At 62.3% G+C, this 23,578-nt stretch carries 20 protein-coding genes; 15 read left to right on the top strand and 5 right to left on the bottom strand.

Annotation, left to right across the window (positions count from 1 at the left end):
- Positions 1–102 precede the first annotated feature (102 nt).
- Genes B9Z49_RS06440 through B9Z49_RS06430 form a run of 3 tightly spaced genes read left to right on the top strand, consistent with a single transcriptional unit; the run spans position 103 to position 2,793 of the window.
- Positions 103–891 carry a class II aldolase/adducin family protein gene (locus B9Z49_RS06440; protein ID WP_108352614.1) on the top strand — a complete coding sequence of 263 codons (789 nt, stop codon included), beginning with the start codon at positions 103–105 and terminating at the stop codon, positions 889–891.
- Positions 888–1,871: a 2-dehydropantoate 2-reductase gene (locus B9Z49_RS06435; RefSeq protein ID WP_108352801.1), complete on the top strand. Its 984-nt coding sequence runs from the start codon at positions 888–890 to the stop codon at positions 1,869–1,871. The genes B9Z49_RS06440 and B9Z49_RS06435 overlap by 4 nt, the downstream gene beginning before the upstream one ends.
- A 4-nt stretch (positions 1,872–1,875) precedes the next feature.
- The gene (locus tag B9Z49_RS06430; protein ID WP_108352613.1) at positions 1,876–2,793 is read left to right on the top strand and encodes a DMT family transporter; all 918 of its coding nucleotides are present in this window, start codon (positions 1,876–1,878) and stop codon (positions 2,791–2,793) included.
- Positions 2,794–3,003: 210 nt separating this feature from the next.
- Here the strand turns inward: B9Z49_RS06430 and B9Z49_RS06425 are convergent, their stop codons facing one another.
- Positions 3,004–3,909: an NAD(P)-dependent oxidoreductase gene (locus B9Z49_RS06425; protein ID WP_108352612.1), complete on the bottom strand. Its 906-nt coding sequence runs from the start codon at positions 3,907–3,909 to the stop codon at positions 3,004–3,006.
- A gap of 122 nt (positions 3,910–4,031) precedes the next feature.
- Between B9Z49_RS06425 and B9Z49_RS06420 the strand changes: the two genes are divergently transcribed.
- The gene (locus tag B9Z49_RS06420) at positions 4,032–4,715 is read left to right on the top strand and encodes a YggS family pyridoxal phosphate-dependent enzyme (protein WP_108352800.1); all 684 of its coding nucleotides are present in this window, start codon (positions 4,032–4,034) and stop codon (positions 4,713–4,715) included.
- A 140-nt stretch (positions 4,716–4,855) separates the two neighbouring features.
- Here B9Z49_RS06420 and B9Z49_RS06415 read toward each other — a convergent pair whose 3' ends face one another.
- From B9Z49_RS06415 to B9Z49_RS06400, 4 genes are all read right to left on the bottom strand, one after another.
- A complete protein-coding gene (locus B9Z49_RS06415) occupies positions 4,856–5,866 on the bottom strand; it encodes an asparaginase (RefSeq protein WP_108352611.1) in 1,011 nt (336 codons plus the stop codon).
- Between the two features lie 127 nt (positions 5,867–5,993).
- Positions 5,994–7,190: an amidohydrolase family protein gene (locus B9Z49_RS06410; protein ID WP_108352610.1), complete on the bottom strand. Its 1,197-nt coding sequence runs from the start codon at positions 7,188–7,190 to the stop codon at positions 5,994–5,996.
- 11 nt (positions 7,191–7,201) lie between these two features.
- The gene (locus B9Z49_RS06405; protein WP_108352609.1) at positions 7,202–7,915 is read right to left on the bottom strand and encodes a TetR/AcrR family transcriptional regulator; all 714 of its coding nucleotides are present in this window, start codon (positions 7,913–7,915) and stop codon (positions 7,202–7,204) included.
- Positions 7,916–7,921: 6 nt separating this feature from the next.
- Positions 7,922–8,695 carry a ferredoxin--NADP reductase gene (locus tag B9Z49_RS06400; protein ID WP_108352608.1) on the bottom strand — a complete coding sequence of 258 codons (774 nt, stop codon included), beginning with the start codon at positions 8,693–8,695 and terminating at the stop codon, positions 7,922–7,924.
- 206 nt (positions 8,696–8,901) lie between these two features.
- Between B9Z49_RS06400 and B9Z49_RS06395 the strand changes: the two genes are divergently transcribed.
- From B9Z49_RS06395 to B9Z49_RS06345, 11 genes are all read left to right on the top strand, one after another.
- Entirely contained in the window at positions 8,902–10,497 is a 1,596-nt protein-coding gene (locus tag B9Z49_RS06395) for a 6-hydroxynicotinate reductase (protein WP_108352607.1), read from the top strand.
- A gap of 10 nt (positions 10,498–10,507) precedes the next feature.
- A complete protein-coding gene (locus B9Z49_RS06390; protein WP_108352606.1) occupies positions 10,508–11,428 on the top strand; it encodes a UPF0280 family protein in 921 nt (306 codons plus the stop codon).
- 20 nt (positions 11,429–11,448) lie between these two features.
- A complete protein-coding gene (locus B9Z49_RS06385) occupies positions 11,449–12,093 on the top strand; it encodes an amino acid synthesis family protein (protein ID WP_108352605.1) in 645 nt (214 codons plus the stop codon).
- A gap of 41 nt (positions 12,094–12,134) precedes the next feature.
- A complete protein-coding gene (locus B9Z49_RS06380) occupies positions 12,135–12,719 on the top strand; it encodes an amino acid synthesis family protein (RefSeq protein WP_108352799.1) in 585 nt (194 codons plus the stop codon).
- A 56-nt stretch (positions 12,720–12,775) separates the two neighbouring features.
- Positions 12,776–13,981 carry an ABC transporter substrate-binding protein gene (locus tag B9Z49_RS06375; RefSeq protein ID WP_108352604.1) on the top strand — a complete coding sequence of 402 codons (1,206 nt, stop codon included), beginning with the start codon at positions 12,776–12,778 and terminating at the stop codon, positions 13,979–13,981.
- Between the two features lie 91 nt (positions 13,982–14,072).
- Positions 14,073–15,983, top strand: coding sequence for an ABC transporter permease (locus tag B9Z49_RS06370; protein WP_108352603.1), 1,911 nt, complete (start codon positions 14,073–14,075; stop codon positions 15,981–15,983).
- Complete coding sequence (locus tag B9Z49_RS06365; RefSeq protein ID WP_108352602.1) at positions 15,980–16,750, top strand: ABC transporter ATP-binding protein; 771 nt, start codon at positions 15,980–15,982, stop codon at positions 16,748–16,750. Before B9Z49_RS06370 ends, B9Z49_RS06365 begins: the two co-directional genes overlap by 4 nt.
- The gene (locus B9Z49_RS06360; RefSeq protein WP_108352601.1) at positions 16,747–17,481 is read left to right on the top strand and encodes an ABC transporter ATP-binding protein; all 735 of its coding nucleotides are present in this window, start codon (positions 16,747–16,749) and stop codon (positions 17,479–17,481) included. The genes B9Z49_RS06365 and B9Z49_RS06360 overlap by 4 nt, the downstream gene beginning before the upstream one ends.
- A gap of 27 nt (positions 17,482–17,508) precedes the next feature.
- Entirely contained in the window at positions 17,509–17,997 is a 489-nt protein-coding gene (locus B9Z49_RS06355; RefSeq protein ID WP_108352600.1) for a (2Fe-2S)-binding protein, read from the top strand.
- The gene (locus tag B9Z49_RS06350) at positions 17,994–21,662 is read left to right on the top strand and encodes a molybdopterin cofactor-binding domain-containing protein (protein WP_108352599.1); all 3,669 of its coding nucleotides are present in this window, start codon (positions 17,994–17,996) and stop codon (positions 21,660–21,662) included. Before B9Z49_RS06355 ends, B9Z49_RS06350 begins: the two co-directional genes overlap by 4 nt.
- Positions 21,663–21,773: 111 nt before the next feature.
- On the top strand, positions 21,774–23,573 hold the full coding sequence (locus tag B9Z49_RS06345) for a carboxyl transferase domain-containing protein (protein WP_369913496.1): 1,800 nt from the start codon (positions 21,774–21,776) through the stop codon (positions 23,571–23,573).
- The last annotated feature ends 5 nt before the right edge of the window (positions 23,574–23,578 follow it).

The following is a 23,578-nucleotide window of genomic DNA, read 5'->3' as shown; positions in this document are numbered from 1 at the left end:
TAATTTGCAACCCGCTCATCCATTAGCGAATGGAAAAACAAATGGGGTCTGACCCCAATTACTTGGTTTTGGATGACACTCAAAAACACAAGGAAAACACACATGTTCCCATCCCCCCAACCGGTGGTGCCCTCGCTGCAAGCGCGGGTGCACCCCGATGAATGGCAAGCCCGCCTAGAGCTGGCCGCTTGTTACCGTGTCTTTGCCCTGCTGGGCTGGACCGAGATGATTTACAACCACATCACGCTGCGCCTGCCGGACAGCGTCACGGGGGGCGAGAAACACTTTTTGATCAACCCCTTTGGCCTGCACTACAGCGAAGTCACGGCCAGCAACCTGGTCAAGATCGACGTGCAAGGCCGCGTGCTGGATGGCTCGCCTTACCCCGTCAACCCGGCGGGTTTCACGGTGCATGCCGCGGTGCACGAAGGCCTGGCCGGGGCGCATTGCGTGATGCACACCCACACCACGGCGGGCGTGGCGGTAGCCTGTGTGCAAGGCGGTTTGCAGCAGACCAATTTTTACAGCGCCCAGCTGCACAACATGGTGGCTTACCACGACTTCGAGGGCATCACCATCCATGCCGACGAAGCGCCGCGCCTGCTGCACAGCATCGGCGACAAACAAGCCGTCATCTTGCGCAACCACGGCCTGCTGGCCTGGGGGCACACCTTGGCACAAACCTTTGCGGTGCTCTGGACCTTGCAACGCGCCTGCGAAATCCAGCTGGCCACTTTCAGCATGGGCCAGCCCATTGCGGTGCCCGAGGCCATTGCTGACAAATGCACTCGGGACGCCTTGCAGTTCAACCCGAACCACGGCGCGGGCCAAGACGTTTTCCAATCGCTGGTGCGCCAAGTCGACCGGCAAGACAAGGGGTGGCGAACATGAAGGTTTGCATTTACGGCGCTGGTGCCATCGGCGGCTGGATCGGGACGCACCTGGCACAACAAGGCTGCAGCCTGAGCGCTGTGGCGCGAGGCGCCACACTCGAAGCCCTGCAACAAAACGGCCTGGTGCTGCTGCAAGGTGACCAGGAAATTCGCACCTCACTGATTGCACGCGAGAACCCGGCCGATCTGGGCGTGCAAGACCTGGTGATCGTGGCGGTCAAAGCCCCTGCCATGGCCGACGTAGCCCAACGAATCAGGCCACTGATCGGCCCCAACACGGTGGTGCTGACGGCCATGAACGGCGTGCCGTGGTGGTTTTTGCAGGGCTTTGGTGGGGCCTTGTCGGGCACCACTTTGCAATCGGTGGATCCGTCGGGCTTGATTGCCCAGCACATCCCTGCCGACCAGGTGATCGGCTGTGTGGTGCACTCGAGCTGCTCGGTCGACATGCCGAGCGTGATCCGGCACCACTTTGGCAACGGCTTGATTTTGGGCGAGCCCACTGGGGCAGACTCGCCACGCCTGCGCGACCTGGTGGCGCTGTTGGGGCAAGCCGGTTTCAATGCTACGGCGTCGGCACAAATCCAGAAAGACGTTTGGTACAAGCTCTGGGGCAACATGACCATCAACCCCATCAGCGCCTTCACCGGAGCCACCACTGACGTGATCCTGGACGACCCACTGGTGCGCGGCTTTGTTTCCAGCGTCATGCTCGAAGCCAAGGCCATTGGTGAGCGCATCGGTATCCCGATCGCGCAGACGCCCGAAGATCGCCACGCCGTCACGCGCAAGCTCGGGGCGTTTCGCACCTCGATGCTGCAAGACGTGGACGCGGGCAAGCCGGTCGAGCTCGATGCCCTCGTGGCCTCGGTGCGGGAGTTGGGTCAGCTGACCGGCGTGGCCACGCCCTTCACCGACGCCTTGCTGGGCCTCAGTCGCCTGCATGCCAGGGGCTTGGGGCTTTACCCTCAACCATGAGCGCATGAGCTCACCCCGCCTCTCCTCGCCGCCAGGTTTGACCGGTGCCGCCTTTGGCACCTTGCTGCTGATCGCCTTCATGATGGGCGCCAACCACGTCGCGGCGCGCACGGCCTTCAACCATGGGCTGGACGTGGTGACGGCGGTGACGGTGCGCAGCGTCATCACCGCCAGCGTGGTGGCGCTGATTTTGTGGCAGCAAAAAGTAGCCTTTCGGGTTTTGCCCGCGCAACGCAAATACCTGGGCGCGGTGGGCCTGCTGATCGCGGTGCAAAGCGTGTGTTTGTATTCGGCTGTGGCGCGCTTGCCCGTCGCCCTGGCCTTGCTGGCCTTCAACACTTACCCGCTGACCACGGCCCTGTGGGCCAGGATTTTGTACGGCCACCAACCCGAACGCGCCGTGCTGTGGGCCATGCCGGTGATGATGGCCGGACTGGCCCTTGCGCTGGACGTGCTGGGCGCAGCCTCAGGCCTGGGCGCGGCGCGGCAATGGGCAGAGATCGGGGCGGGCGTGGCCTTTGCCTTGGCCGCCTCGGCCACTTTTGGCCTGGCCTTGGTGCTCACCCAGCACGAGACGGTGGGCGTAGACGGACGTCTGCGCACCTTCACCACCATGGCCACCGTGGGTGTGCTGGCCGCCATCGTGGCGCTCACGCAAGGTGGGTTTCAGTGGCCGCAGGCGGAGCCTGGCTGGTGGGGGCTGGCTGCACTGACCTTTTTGTACGGCACCGCTTTCACCATCATGTTCACCGTGCTGCCCAAGTTGGGCGTAGTGGGCAACTCGGCCATCATGAACGTGGAGCCCATCTTTGCGCTGGTGTTGGCTTGGGCGCTGCTGGGCCAGGCCATCGCCCCCATGCAGTTGCTGGGGGCTGCCGTGGTGGTGTCAGCCGTGCTGTGGCTGGGCTTGCGCAAGCCCTAATGACCCGGCCTATTGATCCGTCCCCTTGAAGTCTTGAACAGCAGGCAAGGGACCGCTGTCTTTGGTAGGAGCCCACCCCTGTGGGCGATGGGCGTGGAACACGCCCTGAAAACCATCGCCCACCGGGTGGGTTCCCACAAAGACAACAATATTCGCATGCTCGTCACCAACACGGGCCATGCAAACTTCATCGGGCCCGATCTATAAGGTTTAACGCAAGCGGCGGATCAGGCTGGACGTGTCCCAACGGCCGCCACCCATTTTTTGCACATCGGCATAAAACTGATCGACCAGCGCCGTGACCGGCAACCGAGCCCCGTTGCGCTTGGCTTCGTCCAGCACCAAGTCCAAGTCCTTGCGCATCCAGTCGACGGCAAAACCGAATTCAAACTTGTCGTCGGCCATGGTCTTGCCCCGGTTGTCCATCTGCCAGCTCTGCGCTGCGCCCTTGCCGATCACGTCCAGCACCTGGTGCATGTCCAGGCCAGCTTGCTGGCCAAAGGCAATGGCTTCGGACAGGCCTTGCGCCACGCCTGCGATGCAAATCTGGTTGACCATCTTGGCCAACTGGCCCGCGCCCGATGCGCCCAGCAAAGTGAAGGCCCGCGAAAACGCCATGGCCGCTGGTTTGACGGTATCGAAGGCGGCCGCATCACCACCGCACATCACCGTGAGCAGGCCGTTTTGTGCGCCCGCCTGACCGCCTGAGACCGGCGCATCAACAAAGTGCAGGCCCAGCTTTTGGGCTTGGGCGTAAAGCTCGCGGGCGATTTCGGCAGAGGCCGTGGTGTGGTCCACAAAAATCGCACCGGGCTTCATACCGGCAAACGCGCCGTCGGCTCCGAGCACCACGCTGCGCAAATCAGCGTCGTTGCCCACGCAGGCATGCACGATATCGGCGCCCGCTGCCGCTTCACGCGGGGTGGGGGCGGTGGCGTTACCGGGGCATTCTGCGGCCCAAGCCACGGCCTTGGCCGCACTGCGGTTGTACACGGTGACGTGGTGACCAGCGCGGGCCAAATGGCCCGCCATGGGGTAGCCCATCACGCCCAAGCCCAAAAAGGCGACTTTTTTGGCGGGGGCAGCATCGTAGGTTTTGGTGGCAATTTGGCTCATGGCGTGTCTCGTGGTGGATTGGAGAAAAAGGCTATTTTGGCAGCCTGTGGTTGCACTGGCTTAAACCGGGTGCTTTTGCCTGACCATTGGGTGACATCGCCGCTTTTGGTACCCTCCCCTTCATGAGCCCATCCATTGCCGACAACATCGCCCGCGTCAGGGTACAGATTCAGACCGCTTGCCAGGCGGCAGGGCGCGACGCAGACAGTGTGCAACTGCTGGCTGTCTCCAAAACATGGGGGCCTGAAGCGGTGCGCCAAGCCCATGCGGCAGGTCAAACCGCTTTTGGCGAAAACTACATCCAGGAAGCGGTGGACAAGATCACGGCATTGTGCGATTTGCCACTGGTCTGGCACTGCATCGGCCCCATTCAGAGCAACAAAACCCGATTGGTGGCCGAGCACTTTGACTGGGTGCACAGCATAGACCGCCTCAAAATCGCCCAGCGCTTGTCCGAGCAACGCCCCGAACACCTGAAGCCCTTGCAGGTGTGCATTCAAGTCAATGTGGACGGCGGCGACACCAAATCGGGCGTGAGCCCGCAAGAGCTGCCCGCGCTGGCTCAGGCCGTGGCCGCTTTGCCGCGCCTGCGGTTGCGTGGCCTCATGACCATTCCCGAGCCCGCCGAGACCCCTGAACAGATGCGAGCGGTGCACGCGCAGGCCCAAGCGCTGTTAGAAAGCCTGCGCCAGCAAGGCCTGCCACTGGACACGCTGTCCATGGGCATGAGCGCCGACATGACCGAGGCCATTGCCGAAGGCAGCACGATGGTGCGGGTGGGCACGGCGATTTTTGGCCGACGCTGACAGAGGCTGACGAACCATCGAAGACCACCACCCAGCGCCTTGAGGGTTTGCAGGGCGTTTTCCACACCCATCGCCCACAGGGGTGGGTTCCTACAAAAAAGTCAACCCTTGAATGTTGTTCAAAATTTCAACGTACCGATTCAATGGGAATACCGCAGCTCAAACACGCTGCGCCGCTCGCCCACCGGCACCCCCGCCACATTCAGCAGCACCTGTGCACGCCACGGGTCCAGTGCGGTGCGTTGCGCATCGTCGAGCCAACCCAGTTGGTCCAAGGCCTCCACGGTGGCGGCAAACAGCGCGGCCTTGTTGCCATCCATGATCTTGATGGCCAGGGCCTGGCCCCGCGCTCGGCTGGCCACCACCTGCACCCCATCGGCCCCCACTTTGGTCACCCAGTCGCCCCGACCCGCGCGCATGAAGTCAGCGTCGTTGCGTCCGGTGCCCGAGACCAATTCGGGGTGCGCAGTCATGGCCTGCCCCAGCAGTTGCAGACTCTCGCCGTACAAGCCGTCCGATTCGGGCTGCGCCAATCGGGCATAGCTGCGGGCCAAGCGCGACAAGGGCATGGCGTAGTTGGGGGCCGAGCAACCGTCAATGCCCAGCGCCAGTTCTTCTTCGCTCAACCCCGCCAGGTGCGCCACGGCTTTGCGCACTTGTTGCTGCAAAGGATGGTCCACTTCGGTGTACCCGCCAGTGGGCAGGCCGTGCTGCGCGCAATAAGCCAAAAAGCCGCTGTGCTTGCCGCTGCAGTTGTGGTGACGTTCGTCGTAGGCAAAGCCCTCGGGCATGGGGCGGTCAAAAAACGTGAAGCGGTAAGGCACATGGCAGCCGCAGCGCATCTGGCGCGTGCTGGTGCCGCTCTTGCGCAAGATGGACGACACCTGCTCGACGTGCATCTCTTCGCCGTTGTGGCTGGCGCACATCATCGCCAGCTCGGTGGGTGTGAAGCCGAAATGCGCCACGCCGCCCGACTGCACCAGCGGCAGCGCCTGCATGGCCTTGAGGGTCGAACGGGTGAAGCACAGCCAATGCGGGTTGCCCACTTGCGCCAGCACGCGGCCCTCGGTGTCAGTCACGGCCAGTGCACCCATGTGCACGCATTCCTGGATGCCGTTGCGGGTCAGTTCAACCAGAGGGACGAAGTTCATGGGATGGGCCTGCGCATTAAATATCCCAGTTTAAGCGGTCCACGGCTCGCTTCACGGCCTTTTAGACAACGCGGACAAGGGTGATCAGCGGGATGAAAAAAATGCTGCCAGCGCTGCAGACACCGTGTCAATGGCTGCCCAGCACCACCGGAATTTCGGTGGCGGGGGGCGTGTTGCGGCTGCGGCCGCAACGCACGATGCCGTCGATCATGACCATGCCAATGCCGGGGATGTCACCCAACTGAACACTCTCCAGCAGGGTTTTGCCTGCGGTGTGCTGAGCGCGGTCCATGAAGACAAAATCGGCGGCCCGCCCGACTTCGATCAGGCCACAGTTCAGGTTGCGGATGCGGGCCGTATTGCCGGTGGCAAAGCAAAACACCAACTCGGCAGGGATGTTGGCCAGGCTGGACAGCAGCGCCACCATGCGCAGCATGCCCAGCGGTTGCACGCCAGAGCCTGCCGGGCCATCGGTGCCCAAAATGATGCGGTGCGGGCACTTGAGTTCGAGTGCCGCACGCGCCGCTGCAATGGCCACCCGCTCGTTGCCGTTGTGCACGATCTCGATGGCGCGTGAGGATTTTTCGCACAACTCACAGACATGGGCTTCGGGCAGCGAAGTGTGCCCGCCGTTGATGTGGCCAATGATGTCGGCATCGGCTTCAAGCACAACATCCTTGTCGATCATGCCCGAGCCTGGAATGGAGGGGCCGCCGGTGTGGATCGTGCTTTGGATGCCGTGCTTGCGGGCCCAGGCCACCATTTGCTGGGCCTCATACCCGGCCTTGACGGAACCCAAGCCCACCTCGCCCAGCAGGGTGACGCCCGCATCGGCCAGGTCCTTGAAGTCTTGCTCGGTCATGCCTTTTTCGATGATGGGCGCGCCCGCGATCACCTTCACGCCGCCAGGGCGGAAGTTGTCAAAAGCGCGTTGCGCCGTAATGGCCAGGGCTTTGAGGCCGACGATGTCTTTGGGGCGTCCAGGCAAATGCACTTCACCGGCCGAGACCATGGTGGTCACGCCGCCGTTCATGGTGGAGTCGATCCAGCCGATCTGATTTTGGCGTGGCGTCCAGTCGCCAAACACCGGGTGCACATGGCTGTCGATCAAACCCGGGCAAACACAGGTCTGCCGCGCATCGATGACGGTTTGGGCGCCTTCCAGATCGCAATCTTTTTCGCGGCCCACTGCGGTGATGAGTCCGTCAAGAACGACCAGGGTGTCCGCCTGCAAAATAGGCTGATCCAGGTCACCCGATAGCAACAAGCCAATGTTCTTGATGACAACTTTTCCGGATGCGCCGGTGGTGTTGATGTCTGCCATGGGGAATCTCCTTAAGGGTGGGATGGAAGGGGAACATTGACCACGCGGAACACGGTGTCAATGACGAAAGATTTCCACTGCGCCACAGCCTGCGGGGCATCTATGTTTTCGCCCAAAAAGGCCGACAGCGTGTACCGGTTGGACATGTAGAAATAGCCGGTGGCCGCAATCAGCAGGTAAACGTCGCGGGCCGATATGTCGGTGCGAAACAGTCCCTGCGATACACCTGCACGCAAGATGTCATGGATCACGGCGATGGCTGGCGATGAAAATTCGCGTGCACGCAGGGATTTCACGATGTGCTTGCCCTTGTGCAGATTTTCCGTATTGAGCAGGGTGACGAACTCCGGATGGTGGCGGTAATAGTCCAGCACAAAATGAACCACTTGCTCCAAGGCAAGAAGCGGCGTGTTCACATCGATGGCCAATTGCGCCTCGGCGTCGTTCATTCGGCGGTAAATCGTCTCCAGCACTTCGATGAACAAGCCTTCCTTGCTGCCGAAATAGTAATAGATCATGCGGTCGTAGGACATGGCTTGCCGAGAAATTTTTTCGACACTGCCGCCTTCATAACCGTGCTGCGCAAACACCTTGATGGCGGCGCGCAAAATGCTCTCTCGTGTTTGTTGCGCGTTGTGTTCGCGCACCCCTACCACGCGCTTGGCGCTCGGCTTTGCACTCGGCTTGGCCAGGCTGGGCTTGGGTTGGCGTGCTGCAGTCACCATGTGTGTTTATTTCTCGACAAATGCCCGTTCAATGACAAAGTTACCCGGGGTGCTGGTGTTGCCCTCCACAAAGCCCTGTGTCTCCAGCATGTGCTTGAGGTCATTGAGCATGCCCGGGCTGCCGCACAACATCACCCGGTCCTCGGCCGGATTCATGGGGGGCATGCCCAAGTCCGTGAAGAGTTTGCCATTTTCAATCAGCGCCGTCACACGGCCCATGTTGCGGTAAGTCTCGCGCGTGACTGTCGGGTAGTAGCGCAGCTGCTGGCCGATCATGTCGCCCAGAAATTCGTGTTGCGGCAAGTGATCGACGATCAGGTCGTGGTAGGCCAGCTCATCCACCTGACGCACCCCATGCACCACCACCACGGTTTCAAATTTTTCATAAGTCTCGGGGTCGCGGATGATGCTCAGGAAAGGCGCCAAGCCCGTGCCGGTGGACAGCAGGTACAAGCGTTTGGCCGGCGTCAGGTAGTCGATCAGCAAGGTGCCGGTGGGCTTTTTACCGACGATGATGGTGTCACCCACCTGGATGTGCTGCAGGTGGGAAGTCAACGGGCCTTCTTCAACCTTGATGCTCAAAAATTCCAAATGCTCTTCGTAGTTGGGGCTGGCGATGCTGTATGCCCGAAGCAGCGGTTTGCCGTTCAAGCGCAGGCCAATCATGGTGAAGTGGCCATTGGAAAAACGCAGCGATGGATCACGTGTGGTGGTGAAGGTGAACAGGCGGTCTGTCCAGTGGTGCACGCTCAAGACACGTTCTTCAAGAAAGGCGCTCATGGTCGATCAAGGTCAGGTTGAACAAAACAAAAATCCTTTGCAGGGCTGTGTGCGACAGCTTGGGGAAAACACTGTTGCACAGCAAAACAGGATGCGCTAAATTGACTTTAATGTAGTGAACGCAACATTTCGGTGTTGTGAATGCTACACAGAATGAATCTGTCGTGCAAGTGCGCACTTCAGCTTTTTGACAAGCAAAAACCGAGATGACCGAACACTCAAAAACCGATGGGCTTCCCGGCATGGAGACACCTGCGACGCAGCAGGTGCCAGAGCGTGCCAAGCCGCGCAATGAGCGCATGAGCGGTGCCAAGATCGAGTGCAATGCCTGCCCCGTCCTTTGCCAAATTTCCGAGGGTCGGCTGGGGGCTTGTGACCGTTATGCCAACCGAGATGGTTTGCTGGTGCGTGTGGACCCGGTGGTTTTTCTGCGCCGCACGCTCGAGAAAGATGAGCCGGTGCTGGTGCCATTTGCCGCGGGTGCATCCGATGAAGGACCGGCGTCATGGAATGGCGACTTGCTGCACACCGATCAGGTGTTTGTGACGGGCGTCGGCTCGTCGACCACCTACCCCGATTACAAGCCGGCGCCTTTCATCGTGTCTTCACAGGTCGAGGGTGTTGACATGGTGACCGTGGTCACCGAAGGCATTTTCAGCTACTGCAGTTTCAAGGTGAAGATCGACACCGATCGCTTTTTGGGTGCAGAGCAAGCCAATGTGCGCATGAAAGGCGAGGTAGTCGGGCATGTCACCACCGCCGAATATGGCTCGCAAATGCTGTCGCTCGGTGGGGTGCACCACCTGACCGGTGGCAGAAAAAAAGAGGGCCGCGTCACGGTGGACATGATGCAGGCTTTGGGCAACAAACAAGCGGTGGAATTGACCATTGATGGCGGCGCTCAGCTGGTGATCCAGGCTGGGCAAGCACCGATTGTCAACGGCGTGGTGGAGCAGCGCATGCGCGTGGGCTGTGGCTCGGCCGTGGTGGGCATTTTTGCCAAGCAATTTTTAGGACTGGCCGACGAGGTGGTGGTGCTGGACGACCACATCACCGGCGTCCTGACCGAGCACCAGGCGGGGCGCTGCCTGGACATGAAGCCTTCTGGCCTTGAGATGCGGGGGCGAAAATCGACGCCGGGTCGGTATTTTCAGGTGGCCAATCCGGGCAATGGCTGGGGGGGCACTGACATTGCTGACCCCTTGTCCATCATTGAAGGGTGGGACCCTCAGGTGGCCTGGCCGGGCTTGCGAATGCTCATGACCTCGACCACGGGTGAGCATGCGGCTTGGTATGTGCTCAACGAGCAATTGCAGGCCGTACCGCAAGACATGCCTGCGGCGGTGCAGGTCATCGTTGAGCGCATTGGCGAAAATTGCGAGCCCTCGCTGTGCAGCGTGATGTTCCTGGCTGGCGCAGGTGGCAGTTTGCGGGCCGGCGTTACCGAAAACCCGGTGCTCCTCACCCGTGCCATCAAGCAGGCTTTGGTCAATGTGACGTGTGGCGGTGCGCCCGCCTTTGTCTGGCCTGGCGGTGGCATCACGGTGATGTCGGATGTGCTGCGCATGCCAGACCACAGTTTCGGAACGGTACCCACGCCCGCCATCATTGCCCCGATTGAATTCAGCATGCGGCTGTCGGACTACCAAGCTTTGGGTGGGCACATGGCGTACGTGCGCTTGCTCCAGGAGGTCTTGAAGCAAGGGTCCTGGCACAGCGACGGCGCCCCAACGGCCCTGTCATGGCAGGCCCAACCGCAATCCAACCCCTGGCCGCTCGGGCAAGACCCGATGCTCGGATGAGGTACCGCGCGTGAGTGCTACTCGTCATCGCTTGCCCGACGGTCGCTGGCATTTCCAACACGGTCCCATGGACATCGTGATCGGCGCCGACCCTTGGGGTCCCGAGGGTGAAGCGGCCGTGGCGCTCGCGCACGAGCAAGCCTGGACGCGCTTTGAGCCCTTGCTGGCGGAGCTGATGGCTGAATGGCCTGTGTTGCGCTTGCCGGTGCAAGCGGGTGAGCGCTGCCCCTTGCAAAGTGGTGTGGCGCGGCGCATGTGGCGGGCCTGTGCACCTTGGGCAGACCAGACCTACATCACGCCCATGGCGGCGGTGGCGGGCAGTGTGGCGCAAGAGTTACTGGCTTGTTATGTCCGTGCAGGCGTGGCGCGTGCCTGGGTCAACAACGGGGGCGACATTGCTTTGCACCTGGCACCAGACCAGTCCGTGCGGGTGGGCCTGTACGCCGATCTGGCGCGTTTGCAAGTGCAAGAGTTGATGCAAGGGCTGAACCTTGATGGTGCGTTTGAAGTGACCCACGCCATGCCGGTGCGCGGTGTGGCCACCAGTGGCTGGCGCGGGCGCAGTTTTTCTTTGGGCATTGCCGACAGCGTGACGGTGCTGGCCGCCACGGCGGCGCAGGCCGATGCGGCTGCCAGCATCATTGCCAATGCCGTCAATGTGGCGCACCAAGGCATCGTTCGTCAGCCCGCCAACAGCCTGCGGGACATGACCGATCTGGGTGATTTGCAAGTGACAGTGGATGTGCCGAGCTTGCCTGTAGAGTGGGTTCAACGCGCCCTTCATGCAGGGTGGCAGCGCGCACGAGAATGTCAGGCGCAGGGCCTGATCGCAGCGGCGGCACTGGTGTGTCAGGGGCAGTCGCGGTTGTTAACCATGGCTGCAACGCTTGCGCCCTTATCCTTTGAGGAAAACCCTCTGGCCTTGGCCTGAGAAATGCTTATGGTGACGAAATGATTCAGATACGACGCGTGTTCACCCAGGTAGAAGAAATCTTCCATGAGTTCGGTCCTGCACCGGCCCAGCCACTGCTGCGCGGGGCCATTGGCGCGGTGCTGACCAACCCCTATGCCGGGCGCTACGAGCCCAACATCCTGCCCATGATGGAGGCCTTGCAGGACGTGGGCATTGACATGGCGCGCCAGCTTCTGGAGGCCATGGATGTGTCCGCAGAGCGCATTGCCACGTATGGCAAGGGGGCGATTGTGGGTGAGTTCGGTGAACTGGAGCACGGTGCACTGTGGCATGTACCGGGTGGCTATGCCATGCGCGAATTGCTGGGCTGGAAGGGTGACCGCGCCGCTTACACGTCAGGCAAAGTCGATGAAAAGCTCACCGGCCAGCCAGGCAATGCCTTGGCCATCGTGCCCTCAACCAAAAAAGTCGGCCCACCCGGTGCTGCGCTGGACGTGCCGCTCACCAACATCAACGCCTCTTATGTGCGCGGCCAGTTTGACGCCATTGAGGTGCGTGTGCCTGGCGCGCCGCTGGCCGATGAAATCGTCTTCATCCTGGCCATGACCACCGGCTACCGCGTCCATGATCGCGTGGGTGGTTTGCGCGCCGAAGACATCCGCCAGTGGAACGGCCTGCGCTGATTCCGCACGACACCCCACAACCCCTCAAGGAGACGTCTTCGATGACCGCACACATCCGAAAAATCATTGTTCAAGTGGACGAGACACGGCTTGAAATGGGCCGTGCCGTCACGCCCCCCACACGCCGCGCTTTGGCCATGGCCGTGATTGCCAACCCCTATGCCGGGCGCTACAGCGAAAACCTGGACGAGTTGATCGCCATCGGTGAAGAGCTGGGTGCTTTACTGGGTCAAAAATGCGTACAGGCTTTAGGCATTGAGCCTGGCCAAGCACACAGTTATGGCAAAGCCGCCATCGTTGGGGAAGCCGGTGAACTCGAACACGCCGCCGCCATCTTGCACCCCAAGCTGGGCGCGCCTTTGCGTGCAGCCGTTGAAAAAGGCGCTGCACTGGTGCCTTCCGCCAAAAAACGTGGCGGCATGGGCACAGCCATTGATGTGCCCTTGGGCCACAAGGATGCGGCTTTCGTGCGCAGTCATTTTGATGCCATGGAAGCACGTGTGAGCGATGCGCCGCGCGCACAAGAAATTGTGGTCGCGGTGGTGGTGACGGACAGCGGACGTCCACTGCCGCGCATCGGCGGTTTACAAGTGCATGAGATACAAGGTCAGGACGGTTTGCGCTGACGCGCAGACCCCCTCGTTCAGAAATCGTTTTTTTACCCCACCCAAGGAGATCCTTCATGAAAGCAGCCAACCCTCTACGCCGTGCCATTGCGCTGGCAGCCCTTGCCTGGGTCGCCATGCCCACGCAGGCCCAAAACACCTTCAAGATCGGGGAACTCAACAGCTACAAAGCCCAACCCGCTTTCCTGGAGCCCTACAAAAAGGGCATGGAGCTGGCCATTGAAGAGATCAATGCGGCCGGTGGCGTGATGGGCAAGAAATTCGAGCTGATCACACGCGACGACAACGCCAACCCGGGTGATGCGGTGCGCGTGGCCGAAGAGCTGATCTCGCGTGAAAAAATCGATGTGCTGACAGGCACCTTCCTGTCCAACACCGGTTTGGCCGTGGCCGACTTTGCCAAACAGAAAAAAGCTTTCTTCCTGGCCGGGGAACCACTGACCGACAAGCTGACCTGGCAAGGCGGCAACGCCTACACTTTCCGTTTGCGTCCCGGCACCTATATGCAGGCGGCCATGTTGGTGCCTGAGGCGGTCAAGCTCAAGAAAAAACGCTGGGCTGTGGTTTACCCCAACTATGAATATGGCCAGTCTGCCGCTGCCGCATTCAAAACCTTGCTCAAAGCCGCCCAGCCCGACGTGGAGTTTGTGGCCGAGCAGGCGCCACCGCTGGGCAGGCTCGACGCGGGCAGCGTGGTGCAGGCCCTGGCCGATGCCAAGCCCGATGCGATCTACAACGTATTGTTTGGCGCCGACCTGTCCAAGTTTGTGCGTGAAGGCAACACCCGTGGTTTGTTCCAGGGCCGTGAAGTCGTCAGCATGCTGACCGGCGAGCCCGAGTACCTGGACCCCCTCAAGGACGAAACCCCGAACGGCTGGATTGTGACGGGTTACCCCTGGAACAATCACAACACCAGAGAGCACAACGCTTTCTTGCAGGCTTATCAAGCCAAGTTCAAGGACTACCCTCGCCTGGGCTCGGTGGTGGGTTACGCCATGATCAAGTCGGTGGCTGCCGGTGTGGCCAAGGCCCAGAGCGCCGACTCTGAAAAACTGCGCGTGGCCTTCCGTGGCCTGCAGGTGGACACACCGTTTGGCAAGATCACTTACCGCGCTGAAGACCACCAGTCGACCATGGGCGCCTTTGTGGGCCGCACCAAGAACGAAGGTGGCAAAGGCGTGATGGTGGATGCGCGTTATCTGGATGGTGCGCAGTACCAACCTCCAGCCGCCGAAGTCAAGAAGTCGCGCAACGCTGACTGATCGATTGGATTCACGCTTGAGTGATGGACATCCCTTGGGGATCATTCCCCATGGGGTGGCACGACCGGGCCTTTCTTGAAATGATCGACTCATGAGCTTTTCCGGATTTTTAGTTCAACTCCTCAACGGACTGGCCGCTGCATCGTCCTTGTTTTTTGTAGCAGCAGGGCTGTCGCTCATTTTTGGTGTGACGCGCATTGTGAATTTTGCGCACGGCTCGTTTTTCATGGCGGGCATCTACATCGCCTACAGCGTGGTAGAGCGATTTGCCAGCAGCATCGGGTTTTGGCCGTCGCTGGCCGTGGCTGCATTGGCCGTGGGTGTGCTGGGGGCGGCCATAGAGATGCTGCTGTTGCGCCGCATTTACAAGGCCCCCGAGTTATTCCAATTACTGGCCACATTTGCGTTGGTGCTGGTGCTCAAAGACGCCGTGCTGTGGCTTTGGGGCCCCGAAGAGTTGCTGGGGCCACGCGCGCCGGGCCTGGCGGGTTCGGTGTCTATTTTGGGTCGGCAGTTTCCCATGTATGACCTCTTTTTGATCGTGGCGGGGCCGGTGGTGCTGGCGCTGCTGTGGCTGCTGCTCACCCGCACCCGTTTTGGCACCTTGGTGCGTGCGGCAACGCAAGACCGCGAAATGGTCAGCGCCTTGGGCGTGAACCAGGCCTGGTTGTTCACCACCGTGTTTGCGCTGGGTGCTTTGCTGGCCGGATTGGGTGGCGCTTTGCAGTTGCCCCGCGAGCCCGCCAACCTCGAGATGGACCTGCACATCATCGGTGCGGCCTTTGTCGTGGTGGTCGTGGGGGGCATGGGCTCGATCCCCGGGGCGTATCTGGCGGCCTTGTTGATTGCCGAGGTCAAGGCCGTGTGCATCTGGCTGGGGGTGGTCGATGTGTTCGGTGTGTCGGTGTCTTTTTCCAAGCTCACCTTGGTGGTGGACTTTTTGGTCATGGCGGTGGTGCTGGTGTGGCGGCCCTGGGGGCTGCTGGGCAAAGCCCAGGCACCCAGCCGCTATGTGGGCATGCGCGAAGAGCCTTTGCGCCCCGCCAGCAAGGCCTTCTTGGTAGCCGCATCGGTGTTGGGTCTGGTGATGGTGGCCATGCCCCTGCTCACGGCCAGCTCGCCATACACCACGGTGCTCTTGATTGACCTGCTGATTGCAGCGCTGTTTGCGGCCAGCTTGCACTTCATCATGGGGCCTGCGGGCATGCATTCCTTCGGGCATGCGGCTTACTTTGGTTTGGGCGCTTACGGCGCGGCGCTGCTGGTGCGCGCTTTAGGTTTGTCCATGGAAATGGCGCTGCTGGTGGCACCCCTGGTGGCAGCCTTCGGTGCTTTGATCTTTGGCTGGTTTGCCGTGCGTCTGTCGGGGGTTTACCTGGCCATGCTCACGCTGGCTTTTGCACAGATCACTTGGGCCATCACCTTCCAGTGGGACAGTTTCACCGGTGGCAGCAATGGCTTGACGGGCGTTTGGCCTTCCGAGTTGTTCAGCGACAAGCGCATGTACTACTGGCTCACTTTGGGCTTGGTGGCGGCGGGTGTGTTGTGGCTGCGCCGTGTTTTGTTTTCGCCTTTTGGCTATGCCTTGCGCGCAGGGCGTGACTCGGTGCTGAGGGCCGATGCGATTGGCATCGATGTCAAGCGCATGCAATGGCTGGCCTTCATTTTGGCGGGCGGTATGGCCGGGCTGGCGGGGGCGTTGTATGCCTTTTCCAAGGGCAGCATTTCGCCCGAATCCTTGAGTGTGGGCAAGTCGGTGGATGGCCTGGTGATGGTTTTGCTCGGGGGCATCCAAACCCTGGCTGGCCCCGTGGTCGGCGCGTTCAGCTTCACCTGGCTGCATGACGTGGTGGCGCGCAACACCGATTATTGGCGCGCCATGCTGGGCGCCATCATCCTGATTTTGGTGCTGTTGTTCCCCCAAGGCATTGCCGGATCGGTGCAAGGGCTGTGGGAGCGACTGCGGTCCAGATCTTCGACTGCAGGGGGGACTGCACCATGAGCGCACCACTGTTGCAAGTGACCAACCTGGGCAAGTCTTTTGGCGGCGTCAAGGCCGTAGACGGCATCAGCTTTGATCTGTCCCCGGGCGAACTGCTGGCCCTGATCGGCCCCAATGGGGCAGGCAAGACCACCACCTTCAACATGGTCAATGGTCAGCTGCATGCCGACCAGGGCTCCATCCAGCTTCAAGGCCAAGAGCTGGTGGGTCGAAAGCCCCGCGACATCTGGCGACAGGGCGTGGGGCGGACCTTTCAGATTGCCGAAACCTTCGCATCGCTGACGGTGGTGGAAAACGTGCAAATGGCTTTGCTTTCACACGATGACCTGTTGTTGTCCATGTGGCGGCGCGCTGCGAACCATCGCCGCGATGACGCGCTGGCATTGCTCGATCAGGTGGGCATGAAGGCGCAGGCCGACCGACCTTGCAATGTGCTGGCCTATGGCGATATCAAGCGGGTGGAGTTGGCGGTGGCCATGGCCAACAGCCCCAAGCTCTTGTTGATGGACGAGCCCACCGCAGGCATGGCGCCCAAAGAACGCAACGAACTCATGGCCCTGACCAAAGACCTGGTCATCCAGCGCGGCATGGCGGTGCTGTTCACCGAACACAGCATGGACGTGGTGTTTGCCTATGCCGACCGCATGATCGTGCTGGCCCGGGGCCGCTTGATTGCGCAAGGCAAACCCCTGGAAATTCGCGACCACCCCAAGGTGCAGGAAGTCTATTTCGGCACCGGCAAGACATTTGAAAAGAGCAAGGCATGAGCACTTCAGACATTCTGCTCGACGCCAAAGGCCTGGCCGCTTGGTATGGCGCAGCGCAAATCCTGTACGACGTGGACCTGCAGGTGCGCCGTGGCGAGGTGGTTGCCCTCATGGGGCGCAACGGCGCGGGCAAATCCACCACCCTCAAGGCCTTGATCGGCATGCTCGGCCGCAGACGCGGGCAGATCACATTCATGGGGCATGACCTGTCGCACAGCGAACCCCACCATGCGGCGCGGCTGGGCTTGGGCTTTGTGCCGGAAGACCGCCGGGTGTTCACCGACCTCACCGTCATGGAAAACCTGGAAGTGGGTCGGCAGCGCATTCGACAATGGCCCGATGGCACCACCGCACCCCACTGGACGCCCGAACGCCTGTTTAAGCTTTTTCCCAACCTGGGCGAAATGCCCCAGCGCCCCGGTGGCAGCATGAGCGGCGGCGAGCAACAAATGCTCACTGTGGCGCGCAGCCTCATGGGCAATCCGTTTTTGGTGCTGCTCGATGAGCCTTCTGAAGGCGTGGCGCCGGTCATTGTGGAGCAGATGGTGCAGATGATTTTGGCGCTCAAAGCCCAAGGTGTGAGCATCTTGCTGTCCGAGCAAAACATGCACTTCGCCGAGCTGGTGTCAGACCGGGCCTATGTGCTCGAAAAAGGCCAGATCCGCTACCAGGCGAGCATGCAGGAATTGGCCGCCAACGAAGAAGTCAGGCGCTCGTATCTGAGCGTTTGAACTGCCTGATCCCACCTTGCCCTCGCCATGACCGAAGCCTTTGTCCAAGTCAATCAGGTACGGCATGCGTTGACCGAGACCACGCGCCGTACCAATTTGCTTCAGCTGCTGCGCAATGACCTCCAGCTCAACGGCCCCAAATACGGCTGCGGCCTGGGCGAATGCGGTTCTTGCACCGTGTGGGTGGACGGGGTGGCTGCGCGGGCCTGCGTGATCCCCGCACATGGGGTCGCCGGGCGCAGCATCACCACGCTCGAGGGCTTGCCTGCACTGCACGCGCAAGCTGGCCAATTGCACCCGGTGCAGCAAGCTTTTGTCGATGCCCAAGCTGCACAGTGCGGTTATTGCCTCAATGGCATGGTCATGATGGCAGCGGCCTTGCTGGCCCGAAATCCCAACCCGAGTGAGGCCGATGTGCGCAGAGAGTTGTCAGGCAATCTGTGCCGCTGCGGCACGCACCTTGAAATCATCCAGGCGGTGTTGTTGGCTGCCGAACGCATGGGCCAACCGACATGACACGCCGAGCCGAATGGCCACAACGCCGCGCTGATTTTCATGCGGCACAAGGCGTGTTGCTCATCACGCGTGAGCCGCCGCCCCCACCACCGCCCGTCAAGGGCCAACCGATGGCGGTCCCGAGCAACCCGGCCGAGGGCGTCGAGATTTTGTTGGCGGTGTGGGACGACGGCAGCGTCACCGCGCTCAACGGCCATGTGGACTTGGGAACGGGCATTCGCACCGCGCTGTCGCAGCTGGTGGCCGACGAGCTGGACGTGGCGCTGTCCCAGGTGCACACGGTGCTGGGCAGTACCGCGCTGGCACCCAATCAGGGGGCCACGATTGCCAGTGCCACGCTGCAAATTCATGCCGTGCCTTTGCGAGCGGCTGCGGCGCAGGCCCGGGCCTGGTTGTTGGCCCAGGCCGCAGTTGCGCTGGGTGTTCCGGCCGATGATCTGCAGGTGCAAGGCGGTGTGGTGTCCTCGCGTTCAGATCCTTCGCGTCAATGCCCCTATGGCCAGCTGCTGCAGGCGCAACACGTCGCGCTGACTTTGGAGCTGACGACACCTTTGAAGCCTGCCAGTGAGCACCGCCTCATCGGTCAAAGCGTGCAGCGGGTGGACATTCCTGCCAAAGTCAGCGGTGAGCAGGTGTTTGTGCACGACATGCGTGTGCCCGGCATGCTGCACGGGCGGGTGGTGCGGCCCCCGTATGCCGGGGCTGACCATGGTGACTTCATCGGCAACACGCTGGCGTCGGTGGACGAGTCCTCCATCGCGCACATCCCCGGTGTGCGTGCGGTGGTCGTGATCCGTGATTTTGTGGGGGTGGTCGCCGAGCGCGAAGAACAGGCCGAACAAGCCATGCGCGAGTTGCGCGTGCAATGGAAAGACTGGCCCGGACTGCCTGAACTCGGCAACGTTGAGCAAGCCCTGCGCAACAACCCGTCCACCCAGCGCCGACTGGTGGACGAGGGCGATGTGGACGCGGCTCTGGCCCAGGCGTCACAGCGTTTGTCGCGCACCTATGTGTGGCCTTACCAGCTGCATGGCTCGATTGGCCCGTCTTGTGCCGTGGCGCTTTGGCAGGATCAAGCAACCGATGCTTCGTCTCCACAACAGCCGGGCCTCATCGTCTGGGCGGGCACTCAAAACCCGCATGTGCTGCGCGCCGACCTGGCTCGCCTCATGGGCCTGGCCGACACCGCCATTGATGTGGTCCGCATGGAAGCGGCCGGCTGCTATGGCCGCAACGGCGCTGACGATGTGGCCGCAGATGCCGCCTTGCTGGCCCGCGCCGTGGGCGCGCCTGTGCGGGTGCAACTCACGCGCGAACAAGAACATGCCTGGGAGCCCAAGGGCGCAGCCCAGCTGATGGACGTGCGCGGCGGGCTGAATGCCGATGGTTCGGTGGCGGCCTATGATTTTGAAACCAGCTACCCCTCCAACGGCGCGCCCACATTGGCGCTCTTGCTCACCCGCACGGTGGAGCCTCTGGCGCAAGCTTATGAAATGGGTGACCGCACCGCCCGGCCGCCCTATGACTACACCCACTTGCGGGTGAGTGTTAACGACATGGCCCCCATTTTGCGGGCCTCCTGGCTGCGTGGCGTGTCGGCCTTGCCCAACTCCTTTGCCCACGAAAGCTACATCGACGAGTTGGCGGCAGCCGCCGGGGTGGACCCGGTTGAATTCCGTTTGCAGTACCTCAAAGACCCGCGTGCCGCCGAGCTGCTGGCGACCACCGCCGAGCGCGCAGGCTGGCAGGTGCGCACAGGCCCCCGGCAGCAAGCGGTGGCGGGCACAAACGGTGACGTGGTGCGGGGCCAGGGCGTGGCCTACGCGCGCTATGTGCACAGCAAATGGCCGGGCTTTGGCGCGGCCTGGGCAGCTTGGGTGGCCGATGTCGAGGTCAACCGGCGCACGGGCGAGGTGCATGTCAGCCGCGTGGTGGTGGGCCATGACGCCGGCATGATGATCAACCCTGCAGGCGTGGAGCACCAGATCCATGGCAACGTGTTGCAGACCACCAGCCGCGCATTGCACGAGCAAGTGCAGATCGAGCCGCTCAAAAACACCGTGGCCACACAAGAGTGGGGCAGTTACCCGATTTTGAGTTTCCGCAACGTGCCGGTGGTCGAAGTCGTCACCATGCCCCGCCAGCATGAAGCTCCCCTGGGCTCAGGGGAGTCTTCTTCGGTGCCCGGCACGGCAGCCATTGCGAATGCGATTTTTGACGCCACCGGCGTGCGCTTTCGTGAGCCACCCTTCACCCCCGAGCGTGTGCGAGCGGCCTTGCACGGCGACGCGCCCCCCACCGAGTCGCCGACGCCCCAGCCCGCACGCGCGCCCACGGTGATGCCGCAAGGCGTGCGCTGGCCAAAGCGTTGGCCTGTCTGGTCGCGTGCAGGTGCGGTTTTGGTGGGGGTTTTGGGCACCGCTTTTGCGCTGCTGGGCGGGCGTGCGGCCATTGCGCCGGTCAGCTACAGCCCCGGCACTTTGTACACCGCCGAAACGATTGAGCGGGGCCGTCAGTTGGCGGCCGCGGGGGACTGCGTGGTGTGCCACACCGCACCGGGCGGCGTGCCCAATGCCGGGGGCCGCGCCATGAGCACGCCTTTTGGCACAGTCTTCAGCACCAACCTCACACCTGACCCCGAGCACGGCATCGGCCGGTGGTCTTTCAGCGCCTTTCAGCGGGCCATGCGCGAAGGCATCTCCCGTGATGGGCGGCATCTGTACCCGGCCTTTCCTTTCACCTCGTTTGCCAAAATGAGCGACGACGATCTGATGGCGCTGTACGGCTACCTGATGGCCCAGCCTGCCGTGGCGTCAGCGCCGCCCACCACATCGCTGGCCTTTCCTTACAACCAGCGGGCCTTGATGGCGACCTGGAATGGCCTGTTCCACGATGCAAAGCCCTGGGTGCCCACCCCGGACCGATCTGCCGAATGGAACCGAGGGGCTTATCTGGTCAATGGCGTGGGCCACTGCGGTGCTTGCCACACACCGCGCAATGCCTTGGGCGCAGAGCGCAGCGGCCAGGCATTTTTGAGCGGTGCCATGGTGGACGGCTGGGAAGCCCCAGCCCTCACGGCTTTGTCGCGCGCGCCCGTGCCCTGGAGCGCCGAAGAGCTGTTCCGCTACCTGCGCCATGGGCACACCGAACACCATGGCATGGCTGCAGGCTCCATGGCTCCGGTGGTGCAGCAACTGGCCCAGGTGCCCGACAGCGACATCCGCGCCATGGCCACCTACTTGGCCAGCTTCAACCCGCCCGAGACCGACAGCGCCAGCCTGGCCAGGCAGGTGGTGCAACAAGCGGCCGAGCAGCGCACCCGGTTGGTGGGCAGCACCGGGCAGCGTTTGTTTGATGGCGCTTGCAGCGCCTGCCACCACGAAGGCGATGGGCCCAAGCTGCTGGGCGTGAACCGGCCTTTGGCGCTGAACACCAATCTGCACAGCGAACGGCCTGACAACCTGCTGCGCGTCATTCTGGATGGCGTGCAAGAGGTGCCGGGGCCACAAGTGGGTTTCATGCCGGGTTTCAGGCATGCACTCAATGACCGGCAAATCGCCGATCTGGCGCGCTACATGCGCCAGCGCTATGCCCCGGACCAACCCGCCTGGCCATCACTCGAAAAAGACGTGGCACGGGTGCGCAGCGCCACCAGCGGGCACTGACCCGCCACGCTGGCGGCCCAAGGGATGCCGGCGATGAAAAGGCCTCGCCCATTGTCCCGAACTTGACCGTTTGCACTTCGGGGCGCGCCGCACAATCGCCGAATGCAAGACATTCGATCCCCCCTTCAAGCGCAAGTGGTGCAGTGGCTGGTGGCTGCCGGTGATGCCGTGGCCACAGGCGATGTGCTGGTAATTCTGGAAGCCATGAAGATGGAGCACGAAATACGGGCGCCCCATGCCGGGCGCTTGGCCGAGCTGTACTTCCAGGCGGGCGAGACGGTTGGGGATGGCGATGTGCTGGTGACATTGGCACCGATGTCTGAGTCTGTGGCCAGCGCTGTGCCCGATCAGCCCCAGCTTGTTGAGCCTGCGGTGTCACCTGCCGAACGGGCCGACCTGAAAAAACTGCAAGACCGCCTTGCTTTCACGCTCGACGCGCAGCGCCCCGAAGCGGTGGCCAAGCGCCATGCAAATGGCCTGCGCACCGCGCGCGAAAACATCGCCGATCTGTGCGACCCGGATTCTTTTGTGGAATACGGCGCATTGGCCGTGGCCGCGCAAAGCCGCCGCCGCAGTGCCGACGACCTGATGCGCAACACGCCCGCCGACGGCATGGTCACCGGCATCGGCTGCGTGAATGGGCGGCGGGTGGCCGTCATGGCCTATGACTTCACCGTGCTGGCGGGCACGCAAGGCATGCGCAACCACCAAAAAACCGACCGCATGCTGGGCGTGGCCTTGCAAAACAAGCTGCCCGTGGTGCTGTTCGCCGAAGGCGGCGGCGGCAGGCCGGGTGATGTCGATGTGGCCATCGTGGCGGGCCTGAACCTGGCCACCTTCGCCTCGTTTGCGCGCCTGAACGGCCGGGTGCCGGTGGTGGGCGTGGTGGCGGGGCGCTGCTTTGCGGGCAACGCGGCTTTGCTGGGTTGCTGTGACGTGATCATTGCGACGGCAGGCAGCAACATCGGCATGGGTGGCCCGGCCATGGTCGAAGGCGGGGGGCTGGGCTTGTTCAAGCCCGAACAGATCGGGCCGAGCGAATTGCAGCACGGCAACGGCGTGATCGATGTGTTGGTGGATGACGAAGCGCAGGCGGTGTCGGCAGCGCGGCATTACCTGTCGTTTTTTCAAGGCGCGCAAACCGAATGGCAAGCCCCGCCCGCCGAGGCCCTGCGCCATGTCGTGCCCGAAAACCGCCTGCGTGTATACGACACCTGCGCCGCCATGCAGGGCATCGCCGACGAGGGCAGCTTGCTGCATTTGCGCACCGGCTTTGGCGTGGGCATCCACACCGCGCTGGCGCGCATTGGTGGCCACCCAGTTGGCCTGATGGCCAACAACCCGCTGCACCTGGGTGGCGCGATCGACGCCGATGCTGCCGACAAAGCCGCCCGCTTCATGCAGCTGTGCAATGGGCATGGCCTGCCCATCGTGAGCTTGGTGGACACACCCGGCTTCATGGTCGGGCCGGACACCGAAGCCACAGCACAGGTGCGCCATGTCTCACGCATGTTTGTGGCGGCCGCGCACCTGCGGGTGCCGCTGCTCAGCGTGGTGCTGCGCAAGGGCTATGGCTTGGGCGCAATGGCCATGACGGGCGGGGGCTTTCACGAAACGCTGGCCACCGTGGCATGGCCCACGGGAGAATTTGGCGGCATGGGCCTGGAAGGTGCGGTGCGGCTGGGTTACCGCAAAGAGCTGGAGGCCGTGCCCGAAGGCCTTGATCGAGAGGCTTTGTTTGACCAGCTGTTGGCACAGCAGCACGACAACGGCAGCGCGATCAACATGGCGGCCACGCTGGAGATCGACGCGGTAATCGACCCAGCCGAAACGCGGGCGTGGTTGGTGGCGGGTCTGGAGGCTGGGCGGGTTCGGCCCGACGATGGCGCGCTGGCCATCGACACTTGGTAAGGACA

The sequence above is a fragment of the Limnohabitans sp. 2KL-51 genome, assembly GCF_003063645.1.
Taxonomy (GTDB): Bacteria; Pseudomonadota; Gammaproteobacteria; order Burkholderiales; family Burkholderiaceae_C; genus Limnohabitans_A.
The sequence above is the reverse complement of the archived record's forward strand: the minus strand, read 5'-3'. Positions and strand labels throughout refer to the sequence as shown.

Bases quoted from the DNA above. Each gene is read 5' to 3' on its own strand.
- B9Z49_RS06440 (WP_108352614.1), top strand. From the start codon at position 103: ATGTTCCCATCCCCCCAACCGGTGGTGCCCTCGCTGCAAGCGCGGGTG.
- B9Z49_RS06435 (WP_108352801.1), top strand. From the start codon at position 888: ATGAAGGTTTGCATTTACGGCGCTGGTGCCATCGGCGGCTGGATCGGG.
- B9Z49_RS06430 (WP_108352613.1), top strand. From the start codon at position 1,876: ATGAGCTCACCCCGCCTCTCCTCGCCGCCAGGTTTGACCGGTGCCGCC.
- B9Z49_RS06425 (WP_108352612.1), bottom strand. From the start codon at position 3,909: ATGAGCCAAATTGCCACCAAAACCTACGATGCTGCCCCCGCCAAAAAA.
- B9Z49_RS06420 (WP_108352800.1), top strand. From the start codon at position 4,032: ATGAGCCCATCCATTGCCGACAACATCGCCCGCGTCAGGGTACAGATT.
- B9Z49_RS06415 (WP_108352611.1), bottom strand. From the start codon at position 5,866: ATGAACTTCGTCCCTCTGGTTGAACTGACCCGCAACGGCATCCAGGAA.
- B9Z49_RS06410 (WP_108352610.1), bottom strand. From the start codon at position 7,190: ATGGCAGACATCAACACCACCGGCGCATCCGGAAAAGTTGTCATCAAG.
- B9Z49_RS06405 (WP_108352609.1), bottom strand. From the start codon at position 7,915: ATGGTGACTGCAGCACGCCAACCCAAGCCCAGCCTGGCCAAGCCGAGT.
- B9Z49_RS06400 (WP_108352608.1), bottom strand. From the start codon at position 8,695: ATGAGCGCCTTTCTTGAAGAACGTGTCTTGAGCGTGCACCACTGGACA.
- B9Z49_RS06395 (WP_108352607.1), top strand. From the start codon at position 8,902: ATGACCGAACACTCAAAAACCGATGGGCTTCCCGGCATGGAGACACCT.
- B9Z49_RS06385 (WP_108352605.1), top strand. From the start codon at position 11,449: ATGATTCAGATACGACGCGTGTTCACCCAGGTAGAAGAAATCTTCCAT.
- B9Z49_RS06380 (WP_108352799.1), top strand. From the start codon at position 12,135: ATGACCGCACACATCCGAAAAATCATTGTTCAAGTGGACGAGACACGG.
- B9Z49_RS06375 (WP_108352604.1), top strand. From the start codon at position 12,776: ATGAAAGCAGCCAACCCTCTACGCCGTGCCATTGCGCTGGCAGCCCTT.
- B9Z49_RS06370 (WP_108352603.1), top strand. From the start codon at position 14,073: ATGAGCTTTTCCGGATTTTTAGTTCAACTCCTCAACGGACTGGCCGCT.
- B9Z49_RS06365 (WP_108352602.1), top strand. From the start codon at position 15,980: ATGAGCGCACCACTGTTGCAAGTGACCAACCTGGGCAAGTCTTTTGGC.
- B9Z49_RS06360 (WP_108352601.1), top strand. From the start codon at position 16,747: ATGAGCACTTCAGACATTCTGCTCGACGCCAAAGGCCTGGCCGCTTGG.
- B9Z49_RS06355 (WP_108352600.1), top strand. From the start codon at position 17,509: ATGACCGAAGCCTTTGTCCAAGTCAATCAGGTACGGCATGCGTTGACC.
- B9Z49_RS06350 (WP_108352599.1), top strand. From the start codon at position 17,994: ATGACACGCCGAGCCGAATGGCCACAACGCCGCGCTGATTTTCATGCG.